Annotated in this window: 16 protein-coding genes; 7 read left to right on the top strand and 9 right to left on the bottom strand. The window is 69.2% G+C overall.

All coding sequences use genetic code 11. The features are described from left to right. Nucleotides 1-74 precede the first annotated feature (74 nt). The 3 genes from HCA44_RS06605 to pdxH all read right to left on the bottom strand — a co-directional run bounded on the left by HCA44_RS06605 (nucleotide 75) and on the right by pdxH (nucleotide 3,370). Nucleotides 75-1,370, bottom strand: coding sequence for a citrate synthase (locus HCA44_RS06605; protein WP_169647712.1), 1,296 nt, complete (start codon nucleotides 1,368-1,370; stop codon nucleotides 75-77). A gap of 99 nt (nucleotides 1,371-1,469) precedes the next feature. Beyond that, nucleotides 1,470-2,729 carry an MFS transporter gene (locus tag HCA44_RS06600; protein WP_169647711.1) on the bottom strand — a complete coding sequence of 420 codons (1,260 nt, stop codon included), beginning with the start codon at nucleotides 2,727-2,729 and terminating at the stop codon, nucleotides 1,470-1,472. Next, nucleotides 2,726-3,370 carry a pyridoxamine 5'-phosphate oxidase gene (pdxH, locus tag HCA44_RS06595; RefSeq protein WP_169647805.1) on the bottom strand — a complete coding sequence of 215 codons (645 nt, stop codon included), beginning with the start codon at nucleotides 3,368-3,370 and terminating at the stop codon, nucleotides 2,726-2,728. The genes HCA44_RS06600 and pdxH overlap by 4 nt, the downstream gene beginning before the upstream one ends. Before the next feature lie 358 nt (nucleotides 3,371-3,728). Between pdxH and HCA44_RS06590 the strand changes: the two genes are divergently transcribed. The 6 genes from HCA44_RS06590 to HCA44_RS06565 all read left to right on the top strand — a co-directional run bounded on the left by HCA44_RS06590 (nucleotide 3,729) and on the right by HCA44_RS06565 (nucleotide 8,962). Beyond that, nucleotides 3,729-4,856 (top strand): citrate synthase 2, encoded by a 1,128-nt coding sequence (locus tag HCA44_RS06590; protein ID WP_169647710.1) that lies wholly within the window; start codon nucleotides 3,729-3,731, stop codon nucleotides 4,854-4,856. 64 nt (nucleotides 4,857-4,920) lie between these two features. Further along, nucleotides 4,921-6,036, top strand: a complete 1,116-nt coding sequence (gene serC, locus HCA44_RS06585; RefSeq protein WP_169647709.1) for a phosphoserine transaminase — start codon at nucleotides 4,921-4,923, stop codon at nucleotides 6,034-6,036. Nucleotides 6,037-6,145: 109 nt separating this feature from the next. Next, nucleotides 6,146-6,343, top strand: coding sequence for a hypothetical protein (locus HCA44_RS06580; protein ID WP_169647708.1), 198 nt, complete (start codon nucleotides 6,146-6,148; stop codon nucleotides 6,341-6,343). A 46-nt stretch (nucleotides 6,344-6,389) separates the two neighbouring features. Further along, nucleotides 6,390-7,076 (top strand): YceI family protein, encoded by a 687-nt coding sequence (locus tag HCA44_RS06575; protein ID WP_169647707.1) that lies wholly within the window; start codon nucleotides 6,390-6,392, stop codon nucleotides 7,074-7,076. 92 nt (nucleotides 7,077-7,168) lie between these two features. Continuing rightward, nucleotides 7,169-8,086: a septation protein SepH gene (gene sepH, locus HCA44_RS06570; protein ID WP_346764608.1), complete on the top strand. Its 918-nt coding sequence runs from the start codon at nucleotides 7,169-7,171 to the stop codon at nucleotides 8,084-8,086. Nucleotides 8,087-8,128: 42 nt separating this feature from the next. Beyond that, nucleotides 8,129-8,962 (top strand): hypothetical protein, encoded by an 834-nt coding sequence (locus HCA44_RS06565; protein WP_169647705.1) that lies wholly within the window; start codon nucleotides 8,129-8,131, stop codon nucleotides 8,960-8,962. A 26-nt stretch (nucleotides 8,963-8,988) separates the two neighbouring features. Here HCA44_RS06565 and HCA44_RS06560 read toward each other — a convergent pair whose 3' ends face one another. The 5 genes from HCA44_RS06560 to HCA44_RS06540 all read right to left on the bottom strand — a co-directional run bounded on the left by HCA44_RS06560 (nucleotide 8,989) and on the right by HCA44_RS06540 (nucleotide 13,566). Next, the gene (locus HCA44_RS06560; RefSeq protein WP_169647704.1) at nucleotides 8,989-9,267 is read right to left on the bottom strand and encodes a DUF2537 domain-containing protein; all 279 of its coding nucleotides are present in this window, start codon (nucleotides 9,265-9,267) and stop codon (nucleotides 8,989-8,991) included. Further along, on the bottom strand, nucleotides 9,264-10,070 hold the full coding sequence (locus tag HCA44_RS06555; protein WP_169647703.1) for an RNA methyltransferase: 807 nt from the start codon (nucleotides 10,068-10,070) through the stop codon (nucleotides 9,264-9,266). The genes HCA44_RS06560 and HCA44_RS06555 overlap by 4 nt, the downstream gene beginning before the upstream one ends. Nucleotides 10,071-10,170: 100 nt before the next feature. Continuing rightward, a complete protein-coding gene (locus tag HCA44_RS06550) occupies nucleotides 10,171-11,487 on the bottom strand; it encodes an MFS transporter (protein ID WP_169647804.1) in 1,317 nt (438 codons plus the stop codon). A 106-nt stretch (nucleotides 11,488-11,593) separates the two neighbouring features. Continuing rightward, nucleotides 11,594-12,061, bottom strand: a complete 468-nt coding sequence (locus tag HCA44_RS06545; RefSeq protein WP_169647803.1) for a MarR family transcriptional regulator — start codon at nucleotides 12,059-12,061, stop codon at nucleotides 11,594-11,596. Nucleotides 12,062-12,114: 53 nt separating this feature from the next. Next, complete coding sequence (locus HCA44_RS06540) at nucleotides 12,115-13,566, bottom strand: NCS2 family permease (protein WP_169647702.1); 1,452 nt, start codon at nucleotides 13,564-13,566, stop codon at nucleotides 12,115-12,117. An 86-nt stretch (nucleotides 13,567-13,652) separates the two neighbouring features. Between HCA44_RS06540 and HCA44_RS06535 the strand changes: the two genes are divergently transcribed. Then, nucleotides 13,653-13,898, top strand: coding sequence for a DUF2530 domain-containing protein (locus tag HCA44_RS06535; protein WP_169647701.1), 246 nt, complete (start codon nucleotides 13,653-13,655; stop codon nucleotides 13,896-13,898). A gap of 14 nt (nucleotides 13,899-13,912) precedes the next feature. Here the strand turns inward: HCA44_RS06535 and HCA44_RS06530 are convergent, their stop codons facing one another. After that, entirely contained in the window at nucleotides 13,913-14,485 is a 573-nt protein-coding gene (locus HCA44_RS06530) for a phosphatase PAP2 family protein (RefSeq protein WP_346764607.1), read from the bottom strand. Between the last annotated feature and the right edge of the window lie 2 nt (nucleotides 14,486-14,487).

Raw genomic sequence — 14,487 nt, 5'->3', positions numbered from 1 at the left:
TGCGACTCGGCGACATGATGCGGGCGTTTCCGCGAGGGTACCCACTCGAGGCGGCCTGGCGCCGCAGCTCGGCGTCAGCGCTGTCCGGCATCCTTGTAGTCGCGCTCGGTGTACCCGGTGTAGATCTGCCGGGGACGGCCGATCTTGGTGGACGGATCCTCGTGCATCTCGCGCCAGTGCGCGATCCAGCCGGGCAGCCGGCCCATCGCGAACAGGACGGTGAACATGCGCGTCGGGAAGCCCATCGCGCGGTAGATCAGGCCCGTGTAGAAGTCCACATTCGGGTAGAGCTTGCGCTCGATGAAGTAGTCGTCGTTCAGCGCGACCTCTTCGAGACCCTTGGCGATGTCGAGCAGCTCGTCGTTGACGCCGAGCTTCTCGAGGATCTGGTCGGCGGTCTTCTTGACGATCGCCGCCCGCGGATCGTAGTTCTTGTAGACGCGGTGTCCGAAGCCCATGAGCTTGACACCGGCCTCCTTGTTCTTCACGCGCTTCATGAAGTCCGCGGTGTCTCCACCGGAGGCCTTGATCTCGTCCAGCATCTCGAGCACGGCCTGGTTGGCGCCGCCGTGCAGCGGGCCCCACAGTGCGTTGATGCCGCCCGAGATGGACGTGAAGAGGTTGGCGTCCGACGAACCGACCAGGCGCACCGTCGACGTCGAGCAGTTCTGCTCGTGGTCGGCGTGCAGGATCAGCAGCATGTCGAGAGCCTTGGCGATCTCCGGGTCGACCTCGTACGGCTCGGCCGGGAATCCGAAGGTCATCCGGAGGAAGTTCTCGACCAGCGACAGCGAGTTGTCGGGGTAGAGGAACGGCTGGCCCACCGACTTCTTGTACGCGTACGCCGCGATCGTGGGGAGCTTGGCGAGCAACCGGATCGTGGACAACTCGACCTGCTCGGGGTCCGACGGATCGAGCGAGTCCTGGTAGTAGGCCGACAACGCGTTGACGGCGCTCGACAGGACCGGCATCGGGTGCGCGTTACGCGGGAACCCGTCGAAGAAGCGCTTGAGGTCCTCATGCAGCATCGTGTGCCGACGAATCTTGTCGGTGAAGGCGTCGAGCTGAGTGGCGGTGGGCAACTCGCCGTAGATCAGCAGATAGCTGACCTCGATGAACGTCGACCGCTCGGCCAGCTGCTCGATCGGGTAACCGCGATAACGCAGGATTCCGTTCGCGCCGTCGATGTAGGTGATCGCCGATTTGGTGGAGGCGGTGTTGACGAAGCCCGGGTCCAGGGTGGTGTACCCGGTGCTCGCCAGGAGGTTGCCCAGCTCGATACCGTCGTTGCCCTCGGTTGCCCGGGCAATCGACATCGAGTGCTCACCACCGGGGTAGGTGAGCGTGGGCTTTGTGTCATTGTCGGGCACGAAGCATCCCTCTCAAAGCTCGAACCGATGAGTTACTGCGTTTCTTCGATCCCCTAGAAACTAGTCCCACCGCACCGGACGTGCCTACGGTGGGGTGTCTCAACGGACCACGCGGTAGCGCACGAAGGCAGGGAAGACGAGCGCCGCGATCGCCACGCCCACGACCACGAGAACTCCGCCGCCCGCCGCGGCCGCCGCCGTGCCGACCGAGGCGGCTGCCGCGCCGTGCGCGACGTCGCCCAGTCGCGGACCGCCGGCCACGACGACGGTGAACACGCCCTGCAGCCGGCCCCGCATGTCGTCGGTCGCGACCTGCTGCAACATGGTGCTGCGGAAGGCCGCCGACACCATGTCGACGGCACCGCCGAATGCCATGAACGCCACCGCGATCCACAAGAATGCGGCGCTGCGCCCCGGCTCGGCCAGGCCGACCGTGACACCGAATCCGATCATCGCCACTCCCCACAGCGCGATGCACACGACGACCGCGAGTCCCTGCCGTCGCACGCGAGGGAGCCAGCCCGAGAACACCCCGCCGAGGACGGCGCCCACGGACATCGACGCGAACAGCAGGCCGAGGGCGAAACCACCCGATACGGGGTCGCCGAACGACTCGTGCGCGATCTGCGGGAACAGCGCGCGGGCCATGCCGAAGACCATCGCGATGATGTCGACGACGAAGGACGCGAGCAGGATCTTCTGCGTCGACAGGTACGCGAAACCGTCGAACACCTGACGCAGCCCCGCCCGCCTCGCGTCGCCGGACGGCGGGATCGCGGGCAGTGTGAGTGCGGCCCACAACGTCACGAGCAGGGCGACCGCGTCGATCAGGTAGAGCGTCGACAATCCGATCATCGGGATCAGGACGCCCGCGAGGAGTGGTCCCGCGATCGCGCCGAACTGCGCGACGGTCATGTTGAGCGAGTTCGCCGCGGGCAACTGTTCAGCCGGGATCAGCCGCGGGATGATCGCGGCGCGCGTCGGCTGGTTGACTGCGAAACACGCCTGCTGCACCGCGAGGAGCACCAGGATCACCCACACGTTGTCGAGGCCCGCGGCCGCCTGCAACCAGAACAGGACCGCGGTGATCGACAGCCCGCTCGTGGTGATCGCGAGCAGCTTGCGACGGTCCATGACGTCGGCGAGCGCTCCGCCCCACAGCCCGAATGCGATGAGCGGCACGAGCGCGAACACGCCCGCCAGACCGACGTACGCCGAGCTGCGGGTGATCTCGTAGATCTGCTGCGGCACCGCGACGATGCTGAGCTGGCCACCGATGACGGTGACGATTCCTGCCGTCCACAGCCGCCGGTAGTCGCGATTGCGCAGCGGTGTCGTGTCGGCGAGCAGGCCCCTCACGGTTGCAGTCGCCGGGCCACCCAGCGACCGTCCACCAGCTCGGTGCGCACCCGGTTGTGCAGGCGGTCGGCGCGGCCCTGCCAGAACTCGACCGAGAACGGCCGGATCAGGATGCCGCCCCAGTGCGGCGGCACCGGGATCTCGCCCGTGCCGAAACGCGTCGCCGTGTCGGTGAGCTGTGCGTCGAGCGCGACGCGCGAGTCGATCGGCTGCGATTGATGCGACGCCCAGGCGCCGAGCTGTGACCCGCGTGGCCTGCTACGCCAGTACTCGGAGGTGACGTCGGCAGCGACGCGTTCCGCCCGTCCGCGCACCGTGACCTGGTGGGCCTGCTCGATCCACGCGAATGTCGCCGACGCGTACGGATTGTGCTCGAGCTGGCGCCCCTTGTCCGACTCGTAGTTGGTGAACAGCAGCACGCCGTCCTCGCTGAGGCCTTTGCACAACACGGTGCGGCTCGCCGGCCTGCCCTCGTCGTCGACCGTGGCCAGCACCATCGCATTGGGCTCGGCCAGACCGGCCTCGACGGCAGCGCCCATCCAGATCCGGACGAGGGGAAGCCACCCGTCGGCGACGTGCACGACGTCGAGATCGGGCTCTTCCGCGCGGCCCGCGCCCTGTTCCGAGTACGCGACGCGCATCGCCGCGAGCTCGGGACTTTCCCTGCCGGGAGGAACGTGGTCTGACGGCACGTCCCGAACGCTACTCTGAGGTAGGCGGGCAACGGTGGCCCGGTGGCAGCGTCTAGAGTCGCAGGTGACCGAACCTGTCGCCGGACCCGTCGGCTCGTCGCGGAACGCACCCGGTCAGTGGGCGTCGCGGGCCGGTGGGCTCTGCGCGACGGCATCGGCACACCACGCGTGCGTGCACATCCCGCACCACACGACGCGGGTGCGACAAGAGTGGAACACCGAACAGTGCGGAAGACACGACCGCACGGTCCAGACGCCGAGGACAGTGCCACTCCGACCGAGGGCACTCGATAGAGGAGCACGATCAATGACTGCGAGCACGTCGGTGCCGGAGGACTTCGTCAGCGGACTCGAAGGCGTCGTCGCCTTCACGAGCGACATCGCCGAACCCGACAAGGACGGCGGCGCCCTGCGCTACCGCGGTGTCGACATCGAAGATCTCGTCGGCCGCAAGGTCACCTTCGGCAACGTATGGGCACTGCTCGTCGACGGCCGCTTCGGCCCCGGCCTGCCGCCCGCCGAACCGTTCCCGCTGCCCGTGCACACCGGCGACGTCCGCGTCGACGTCCAGGCAGGTCTCGCGATGCTCGCCCCCATCTGGGGCTACGAGCCGCTGCTCGACATCGACGACGAGACCGCCCGCGAGAACCTCGCGCGCGCCTCGGTCATGGCGCTGTCGTATGTCGCACAGTCGGCGCGCGGCATCTACGTGCCTGCCGTGCCGCAGAAGCGGATCGACGAGGCCGCGACCGTCACCGAACGGTTCATGGTGCGCTGGAAGGGCGAGCCCGATCCCCGCCACGTCGAGGCGATCGACGCGTACTGGGTGTCGGCGGCCGAGCACGGCATGAACGCGTCGACGTTCACCGCGCGTGTCATCGCATCGACAGGCGCGGATGTCGCCGCGTCGCTGTCCGGCGCCATCGGCGCGATGTCCGGGCCCCTGCACGGCGGTGCCCCGGCCCGCGTCCTGCCGATGATCGAGGAGACCGAACGCACGGGCGACGCGCGTGGCGTCGTCAAGTCGATCCTCGACCGCAAAGAGAAGCTCATGGGCTTCGGCCACCGCGTCTACCGTGCCGAGGACCCGCGGGCCCGCGTGCTGCGCGCGACGGCCAAGCGTCTCGACGCGCCTCGCTTCGAGGCCGCGGCAGCGCTCGAGCAGGCCGCGCTCGCCGAGCTGCGTGAGCGTCGCCCGGACCGCGCGATCGAGACCAATGTCGAGTTCTGGGCGGCCGTGATGCTCGACTTCGCCGAGGTTCCCGCGCACATGATGCCCGCGATGTTCACGTGCGGTCGCACCGCAGGCTGGTGCGCGCACATCCTCGAACAGAAGCGGCTGGGCAAGCTCGTCCGGCCCGCCGCCGTGTACACCGGCCCCGCGCCGCGCAGCCCCGAGTCCGTCGAGGGCTGGGACCAGATCTCCCACAGCTGACCGCCAGTCAGCAGTGGGGCCGCAAGCCGATCCGATCGAGTCGAGAAGGACACCGAAGAGCCCGATGAGCAACCCGACCATCCCCGCAGATCTCAAGCCCGCCGACGGCCGGTTCGGTTGCGGTCCCTCGAAGGTCCGTCCCGAACAGCTGCAGTCGCTGGTCGAGGTCGGTGCCTCGGTGTTCGGCACCAGCCACCGCCAGAAGCCGGTCAAGGACGTCGTCGCCCGCGTGCGGTCGGGCCTGCGCGAGCTGTTCTCGCTGCCCGACGGCTACGAGGTCGTGCTCGGCAACGGCGGCACCACAGCATTCTGGGACGCGGCGGCATTCGGCCTGATCCGTGAGCGCTCGCAGCACTTCACGTACGGCGAGTTCTCGTCGAAGTTCGCCTCGGTCGCGAAGAACAACCCGTTCATCGGCGACCCGGTCGTCGTGTCGGCCGAACCGGGCGGCGCGCCCGAGATCGTCGCCGACGGCTCGGTCGACCTGATCGGCTGGGCGCACAACGAGACGTCGACGGGAGTCGCGGTTCCCGTGACGCGTCCGGCCGGCTCCGGCGACGCGCTCGTCGCGATCGACGCGACGTCGGGCGCGGGTGGCCTGCCCGTGAACGTCGCCGACTCCGATGTCTACTACTTCGCGCCGCAGAAGTCGTTCGCGGCCGACGGCGGTCTGTGGATCGCGTTGATGAGCCCGAAGGCGCTCGAGCGTGTCTCCGAGATCAAGGACTCGGGCCGCTGGACGCCCGACTTCCTGTCGCTGCCGATCGCGATCGACAACAGCGTCAAGGACCAGACCTACAACACGCCCGCGATCGCGACGCTGCTGCTGCTCGTCGACCAGATCGAGTGGATGAACGCCAACGGCGGCCTCGACTGGGCCGTCGCGCGTACCGCCGATTCGTCGGCACGTCTGTACGAGTGGGCCGAGAAGACGTCGTACACGACGCCTTTCGTCGCGGACCCGAAGCACCGCTCGCAGGTGGTCGGCACCATCGACTTCGACGACTCCGTCGACGCCGCGGCCGTTGCGAAGATCCTGCGGGCCAACGGCATCGTCGACACCGAGCCGTACCGCAAGCTGGGCCGCAACCAGTTGCGCATCGGCATGTTCCCGGCCATCGATCCCGACGACGTCACCCAGCTCACCAAGAGCATCGACTGGGTCGTCGGCCAACTCTGACACTCGTCTTCTCCACGCGACGGCGGGCCGCTCCCTTCCGGAGCGGCCCGCCGTCGCGTCTGCGGCCGTATCGTCGGGTATGTCCGGCCGCAACGCGAGGAGGCCCCCGATGTCCGACAACCACGGCGAGAACGGCACGCCAGATCAGAACGGCAGCGGCACCGACGGGAACGAGGCACACGGCTTCGAGGAGAGGCTGGAGGGACTCGCCGCCGAGATCCGCGAAGAGCTCACGATCCTCGAAGGCGGCGACGCTCCCGACCCCCTCGCGTCCGAAGACGGTGAGTCCGAGGCGGACGGCGACTGACCCGCAGTCCCTACCGGCGACCGCTTCGTCCGATTAGTCTGCCCTCATGAGGAAATGGGTGCCGTGGCTGATCAGCGCGATCGTGCTCGTAGCCGCGATCGCCGTCGCCGCGCCGTGGCTGTATGCGAAATTCGTGGCCGAGGACGACGCGCCCGCCGCGAGCGTGTCCACCGAGGGTGCGCGTCCGGCATCCGGTGCCGTCGACGGGGACTGGGTGGTCGCCGCAGGCTCCGATCCCAACACCACTGCGGCCGGGTACACGGTGCACGAGATCCTCAACGGCGAGTCCGTCACCGTCGTGGGCAGCACACACGACGTGTCCGGTACCGCGACGATCGAGAACGGCGCACTCACCGCCGCCGAGGTCACGGTGCAGGTGGCCACCATCGCCACCGACTCCGGCCGCCGCGATTCTCAGTTCCGTGGCAACGTCATGCAGACGGACACCTTCCCCACCGCGACCTTCACCCTCGACGGACCCGTCGACCTGTCCGGCGTGCCGGACGATGGTACGGTCGGCACGGTCACCGCGCCGGGCACGCTCGCGCTCAAGGACCGCACACAGCACGTCGACGCGCAGATCACGGTGTTGCGCTCGGGCGACGAGCTGATCGCGTCGGGCTCGGTTCCCACTGTGTGGACCGACTACGGTGTGCAGCCGCCGTCGCTCGGCTTCGTCACGGTCGACGGCAACGGCAGTATCGACTTCCTCGTCACCTTCGCGCGCGGCTGAGACTGCCCGCGCGTGTCCTCCCCCACCTCGGGTCACGGGTCCATTACAGTCGGCACGGACAGTCGCGAGCCGGCGCGATGAGGGAGGTCAGAGTGCGAGAGCTTCGAGTGATCGGTCTCGAGCCCGATGGGTCGCACGTCGTGTGCGCCGACGCAAGTACCGGCGAAAAATTCCGGCTACCCGCCGACGACAAGCTTCGCGCGGCCTCCCGCGGAGACATGGCCCGACTCGGACAGATCGAGATCGAAATGGACAGTCAACTCAGGCCGCGTGAGATCCAAGCCCGCATCCGCTGCGGCGCCTCCGTCGAGGAGGTCGCCGAGGAAGCAGGCATCCCCCTGTCGAAGGTCGAACGATTCGCGTACCCGGTACTGCTCGAACGTTCGCGCGCCGCCGAACTCGCCCAGGGCGGCCACCCGGTGCTCGACGACGGCCCCTCGGTGCAGACTCTCGTCGACATCGTCGGCCAGGCGTTCCGTGCACGTGGGCACGTGATCGAGGACGCCGAGTGGGATGCCTGGCGCGACAACGACAATCACTGGGTCGCCCAGCTGCAGTGGCAGGCAGGCCGGAGCACCAACTCGGCGCACTGGCGCTACCAGCCCGACGCACACGGCGGCACCATCGTCGCACTCGACGACACCGCGTTCGATCTGATCGACCCGGACTTCGGCCGCCCCCTGCGCGGTCTCGCGGCGGTGTCGAGCGATTCCGATCAGCTCGAGCTCACCTCGAGCGACGAGCGCGGCGACGAGGCCGACGCGGACGAGCCGATCGTCGCCGAGACGGTTCCGCACACGCCGAGCGACGAGCCGATCGTCACGGGCACGGTCGTCGCCGAGACGGACGGTCCGCAGATCATCGACCACGATGCGCAGCAGCCGCACGAGCCGGCCGCGGCCGAAGCCCCTCGCACCGCGCCGCGACAACCCACCAAGGACAAGCGCGGCAAGCCCGCGCTGCCGTCGTGGGACGATGTGCTCCTGGGCGTGCGCAGCAGCGGACGCTGACCCGGCCCGCGGCGGCCGGACGCACGAGCGGCGGGATCCGAGATGGCGAGGGCGGTGTCGACAGTGTGGTTCGTCCACACGGCCGATCGCGCGGGCGCCCTCGCGGCCGCACCCGAACCCGACGACGGCGTCGCGCGCGGCCTCGCGGCTGCCCTGCTCGGCACGCTCGACCTGCACGACTCCGGCACCGCCTCGCTGCCCGCGACGGCGGCGGGGCGAGCGGGATCGCTCTTCGTCGGGGCCTATCCGGGTCTCACCGTCGTCGCGGCGCCCGAGCTGACGGTGCCGAGTCCGGCGGCATTGCCGAGTCGGTGGCTCGACTGGGCGCCCGAGACCCTGCTGGTGTGTTCGCGGCCGGACGACGCGTGGGGTGGCTTCGCGCAGTGGCGTGGCGGGCGGCTGATCCGCTCGTTCGCGGCGTCGCCCACCTCGATCGAGGAGGATCAGGGCATCCCGCAACTGTGGGAGCGGCCGTTCTGGGCGGGTGAGCATCCGCAGCGATACCCGCTCGAGTTCCTGCCGCACCCGTCGGCGTTGCCGTTCCATCCGCAGCAGTTCGCCGAAGCCGCGAACCTCGCCTGGCTCGGCTTCCGCTACACCGGCAACCGCAGCGCCGACGCCGTCGACCCCGCATGGCTGAGCCTGCGCGGATTCCGACCTGCCGAGCAGCCCGCGCTGCCGCCTGCCCGGGTACCCATGCCGCCCCCTGCCCCCGTTCAGCCGGATCCCGCTGAGAAGTCGGGGCCCCCCGATCAGTCGGGTGATCCGAAAGACGTCGAACGACAACCGGTTTCGCACGACGATCCCGAGCCGTCCGGCTCCGGCAAACCACGACTGCTTTCACGCGTACGCGGCTATTTCGGCCTGCCTGCGTGAGCCGGAGGACCGACGGCGCTGCGACGTCAGCCCATTCCCGCGAGCGCGGCGATCCAGCCGGCGACCAGACCGACCGCGCCGCCCAGTGCGACCCATCGCCACACGAGCGTGCGCCGGATCTGCCACAGCATCGGTGCCGCGCCCGCTGCCACGGCGGCGTTGAGCAGGATCGACATCACGACGTTGACGCGCGCGAGGCCGGCGGCGAAGGCGACCGCCGCGGCGGCGACGAAGAACGCGGTGAGCAGCGTGACGAGCAGGCCCGTGAACCACGGGGTTTCGCCTGTGCGTACCGGAGCGCTCACTCGGCCGTCCGCACGCGCTCGTAGAACGCCATCGCCGCGGCGGTCGCGACGTTGAGCGAATCCGTGCCGGGAGCCATCGGAATGCGAGCGCGCACGTCGGTCGCACGCATCGCATGCTCCGTGAGGCCGGGCCCTTCCGCGCCGAGGAGGACCGCGACCTTGTCGCCGGTCATCGCGGCCGCGAGCGGCACGGCCGACGGATCGGGGGTGAGCGAGATCAGCTGGAAGCCGCGCTCACGCAGCGCGTCGAGGCCACGCGGCCAGTCGGGGACGTCGGCGAACGGGACGCGCAGCACATGGCCCATCGACACCCGCACCGAACGCCGATAGAGCGGGTCGGCGGCGCCCTTCCCGAACAACACCGCGTCGACGCCGAGCCCCGCCGCATTGCGGAACATCGCGCCGAGGTTCTCGTGGTCGTTGACGCCTTCGAGCACGGCGACCGTGCGTGCCCCGTCGAGCGCGTCGTCGAGGGTCAGCGCTGCGGGCCTGCGCGCGGCCACGAGCACGCCGCGGTTGAGATGGAAGCCGACGGCCTGAGCCATGACGTCGGCGCTGGTCCGGTAGAACGGCACGTCGACATCGTCGAGATCGCTGCCGAGTTCGGTGAGCCGCCGGTCGACGCCGAGCATCGCCATGGGCGCGAACCTCGACGCGAGCATCCGCTGCACGACGAACACCCCCTCCGCGATCACGAGCCCCTTGCCTTCGGGCAGGTCGGGACGGCGATCGGACGAGTTGAGATCGCGGAAGTCGTCGAGGCGGGGATCGGCCGGATCGGCGATGTCGATGACGTGAACCACGCGTACATGGTGCCGTACCCCGCGAACACCGCCTCACCTGCCCGGCGACAAAGACGTAATCCCCTGCCCTGACGGCAGAGTGCCTGCTCACCGGTAAGCGTCACGTGCCGGAGCGGCGCGCGTCGGCACCCGCCTCCATCGCCTGCTCCTCGGCATCGCACACGACGCGCACGTCCAGTGCGGGCAGCCTGCGTCCCTCGCCGGGCGCGCGGAGCGTGAACGTCATCCGTTCGCGCCGCATGAGATACGCGACGGCGACCGCGCCACTGACGAGCGACACGACACCCCCGACGACGAGCGGAGCACGCGGGTCGAGGACGTCCGCAAGCCACCCGAGAACCGGACTGCCGAGCGGGGTGCCGCCGAGGAAACACAGCATGTAGATCCCCATGACGCGTCCACGCATCTCCGACGGCACCGACATCTGGAGGATGTTCATCGCGGACGTCGTGAACGTGAGCGTGAGCGCACCGGTGGGGATCAGCAACAGCGCGACGAGCGGATAGGTGGGCATGACGCCGACGAGCGTCTCGAACGCACCGAAACCCACCGCGGCCGCGAGGAAGGTGCGCAGCCGCGGTGGGGTGCGCCGTCGCGCCGCGAACACCGCGCCCGCGAGGGTGCCGATCGCGAGCGTCGTCGACAACAGCCCGTACGCGTCGGCGCCACGGTCGAAGGTGTTGCGCGCGAGCACCGCGAGGCTCACCGGGAAGTTGAGCCCGAAGGTCGAGACCATGAACACGGCGGCCATCAGCACTCGCAGGTCGGCGCGGCCGAGCACGTAGCGGAACCCCTCCCGCACCTGGCCTTTCGCGCGTTCGGCACGGGGCCCGGGCATGAGCTCGCGCGCGTTCATGAGCAGCAGCCCGAGCAGCACTCCCGCGAATGTGCCCACATTGAGCAGGAACACCCAGCCGGTGCCGATCCACGTGATGAGCACGCCCGAGATCGCGGGCCCGACGATGCGGGCCGCGTTGAACGTCATCGAGTTCAGGGCGATCGCGTTCGACAGGTGCTCGGGACCGACCATCTCGATCGTGAACGACTGGCGAGCGGGGGCGTCGATCGCCGACGCACAGCCGAGCACGAACGCGATGAGGTACACGTGCCACAGGGCGACCACTCCCCCGACGTCGAGGACGCCGAGCACCAACGCGCACAACGCCATCGACACCTGTGTCGCGACGAGGATGCGGCGCTTGTCGAAGCGGTCGGCGAGCACACCGCCCCATACCGACAGCAGCAGGGTGGGCCCGAACTGCAGTGCCATCACGATGCCGACGGCCAGGGCGTTGCCGTCGGAGAGGGTCAGGACGAGCCAGTCCTGCGCGACCCGCTGCATCCACGTGCCGACGAGCGACACGATCTGGCCGGACGCCCACAGGCGGTAGTTGCGGGTGCGCAGTGCCACGAACATGCCACCGGGCTGCGCCTCGTTCGTGTCGGCGCGCAGCTCGGGATCTTCGGAAGGCACCGTCTCATAGTGCTCTTCGCGACCGCCCTGGCGGGACGGGACCCCAGGGTCAGTCGCGGTCGTTGACCATGGCGGTCATGATCGCGACCGCGTCGGCGAGCGTCTTGCGTTCCGCTTCGTCGAGTCGCTGGAGCCGCGCGGCCATCCACGCTTCGCGCGCGTGCGACTCGTCGGTGATGATCGCGCGGCCCTTGTCGGTGAGCGCGACGATGACCTGACGGCCGTCGGTGGCGTGAGGTTTGCGATCGACCAGCCCGGCGTCGACGAGCGCGCCGATGACTCGCGTCATGGACGGCGGCTGCACGCGTTCGAGCGCCGCGAGCGCCCCCGGGGTCATGTCGCCCTCGCGCGCGAGCGTCGCGAGCGCGGACAACTGTGTGAGGGTCACCGCTGCGGTGGCGCGCTGGCCCCGCAGGTGCCGCGTCAGCCGCACCACGGCGATCGACAACTCGGCGGCGAGCTCACGAGAATCCCCGGTCGCGCCCTGAGAGTCCCCGTTCACGCCCTGAGAGTTCATGGTCACAACCCTGAGAATACGGGATGGGCCGCGCCTGCACGCCGGGCGAACGGTCAGGTGAGGGCGTCGGTGATCGGGCCGACCGTGAAGTACGCGACGAACAGCAGCGCCACGATCCACAGCAGCGGATGCACCTTGCGGCCCTTGCCCGCCGCGGTCTGCAGCACGACCCACGAGATGAAGCCGACGCCGATGCCGTTGGCGATCGAGTACGTGAACGGCATGACCATGATCGTGGCGAAGGCCGGCAGCGCGATCTCGAACTTCGTGAAGTCGATGTCGCGCACCTGCCCGATCATGAGCGCACCGACGATGATCAGCGCGGGCGACGCGGCCTCGATCGGCACGATCGAGTACAGCGGCGTCAAGAACATCGCGGCGAGGAACAGGACACCGGTGACGACATTGGCGAGGCCGGTGCGCGCACCCTCGCCGATACCGGACGCCGACTCGACGAACACCGTGTTCGACGACGCCGACGCGCTACCACCGACGACCGCGCCCGCACCCTCGACGACCAGTGCCTTCCCGATCCCGGGCAGGGTGCCGTTCTTGTCGGTGAGCCCGGCTTCCTTGCCGAGACCGGTCATGGTGCCCATCGCGTCGAAGAAGTTCGCGAGGACGAGGGTGAAGACGAGCAGGCTCGCGGCGAGCACACCGATCCGCGTGAACGCGCCGACGATGCTGACCTCGCCGACCAGGCTCAGGTCGGGCATCCCGAGGATGTTCGACGGCGACTCGGGTGTCGACAGGCTCCAGCCCTTGGGGTTGGTCGCCGACGACCCGAGGTCCGCGACCGCCTCGACGATCGCCGCGAGGACGGTGGTGGCGACGATGCCGATCAACAGACCGCCCTTGACCTTGCGCGCGACGAGCACACCCATCAGCAGCAGGCCGAACACGAAGATCGCGGTGGGCCACGACGCGATCGAGCCGTCGATGCCGAGCCCGACGGGGACCGTGGTGCCCGCGGCGTCGGGAATGCGGCGCACGAAGCCCGAGTCGACGAAGCCGATGAACGCGATGAATGCGCCGATACCGGCAGCGATCGCGGCCTTGAGTTCGGGCGGGATCGCGTTGAACACGGCGGTGCGGAAGCCCGTGAGCGCGAGCACCACGATGATGATGCCGTCGATCACGATCAGGCCCATCGCTTCGGGCCACGTGACCTGCGGGGCGATCGTGACCGCGAGGAGGCTGTTGATGCCGAGGCCCGCGGCGATCGCGAACGGGTAGTTCGCGACGACACCGAACACGATGCTCATGAGGCCCGCGACGAGCGCGGTGACCGCGGCGACCTGGTTGACGGGCAGGATGTTGCCCATCACGTCGAGCTTCGCGACCGCGTCGTCGGGCGACGAGCTGCCGAGGATCAGCGGGTTGAGCACCACGATGTATGCCATCGCGAAGAACGTGACGAGCCCGCCGCGCACCTCGGCGCCGACGGTCGAGCCGCGTTCGCTGATCTTGAAATAGTTGTCGAGCAGCTTCGACCCAGCACTCATGCGATCTTCCTCATCTGGCAATGCCGACACCGTTCGGTGCGCAAAGGTAAAGAGTAGGGCACACCGACAGGGGTATCCTCCGTTCGGTGCACACGACGCCCAACGAACCCGCCGTCCTGACGCGCCTCTCGGACCCACGACCAGCACTTTTGCTCGGAACGGTCGCGTGGCTCGTCGCGTGTGTCGTGGTGCTCGTCACCGACGGCGCCGGCTCGACGCTCGCGGTGTGCGCGTGCGGCGCGGCAATCGGCGTGCTCGGTTACGCCCTGTTCTTCGTGCAGCGGCGTGCGGCGCGGCGCGGCGATCGCGGCGCTCAACAGGGTCTCGTGTAGGTCGCTACGGTGCGTCACCGCGGCCGGTGCCGGCGCGGCCACGCAACGCGCCACGCACTGCGGCGCGCGACGATCCACACCGCTCCCCACACGACGCCGAACAGCCACCCCGCGGCGACGTCGGTGGCCCAGTGCGCCGCGAGATACACGCGCGAGAGCCCGATCCCGAGCGTGAACACCACCAGCAGCGCGGCGAGCGTGGCTTCGAGCACCCGCGGCCCCACGCTCGTCACGACGACGAAACCGACGGTCACGGCGAAGATCGCGGTCATCATGGCGTGGCCGGACGGGAACGAGTAGCTGTCGACGTCGACGAGGCGTTCCGGTATCGGTGGACGTTCGCGCCGCCACAGGCGCTTGAGCGCGCTCATCAACACCAGCCCGGTGAACATCGCCCCGCCCACGAGCACGGCATCACCACGGCGCCGTACCAGGGCGAGCGCCACGACGAGCACCGCGCTCGCGCACCACATCGCCGCGGTGCCACCGCTGTGGGTGAACGCTTCCACCGCAGCGGCCGGGTCGTCCGTGCGGTCGCGCAGCACCCCGTCGAAGACCGAGACGTCGAGCGTCGGGTCGCCGGACACTC

Origin of the sequence: Rhodococcus sp. HNM0569 (genome assembly GCF_012726205.1) — a bacterium.
In the GTDB taxonomy this organism is placed as follows: domain Bacteria; phylum Actinomycetota; class Actinomycetes; order Mycobacteriales; family Mycobacteriaceae; genus Rhodococcus_F.
Note: the sequence above shows the minus strand (reverse complement) of the source record. Positions and strands in the feature narration are given on the sequence as shown.

Excerpts from the sequence above, each read along its gene's own strand:
- pdxH (WP_169647805.1), bottom strand. The coding sequence starts at position 3,370 with ATGCGCGTCGCGTACTCGGAACAGGGCGCGGGCCGCGCGGAAGAGCCC.
- HCA44_RS06590 (WP_169647710.1), top strand. The coding sequence starts at position 3,729 with ATGACTGCGAGCACGTCGGTGCCGGAGGACTTCGTCAGCGGACTCGAA.
- serC (WP_169647709.1), top strand. The coding sequence starts at position 4,921 with ATGAGCAACCCGACCATCCCCGCAGATCTCAAGCCCGCCGACGGCCGG.
- HCA44_RS06580 (WP_169647708.1), top strand. The coding sequence starts at position 6,146 with ATGTCCGACAACCACGGCGAGAACGGCACGCCAGATCAGAACGGCAGC.
- HCA44_RS06575 (WP_169647707.1), top strand. The coding sequence starts at position 6,390 with ATGAGGAAATGGGTGCCGTGGCTGATCAGCGCGATCGTGCTCGTAGCC.
- HCA44_RS06565 (WP_169647705.1), top strand. The coding sequence starts at position 8,129 with ATGGCGAGGGCGGTGTCGACAGTGTGGTTCGTCCACACGGCCGATCGC.
- HCA44_RS06550 (WP_169647804.1), bottom strand. The coding sequence starts at position 11,487 with ATGTTCGTGGCACTGCGCACCCGCAACTACCGCCTGTGGGCGTCCGGC.
- HCA44_RS06545 (WP_169647803.1), bottom strand. The coding sequence starts at position 12,061 with ATGAACTCTCAGGGCGTGAACGGGGACTCTCAGGGCGCGACCGGGGAT.
- HCA44_RS06540 (WP_169647702.1), bottom strand. The coding sequence starts at position 13,566 with ATGAGTGCTGGGTCGAAGCTGCTCGACAACTATTTCAAGATCAGCGAA.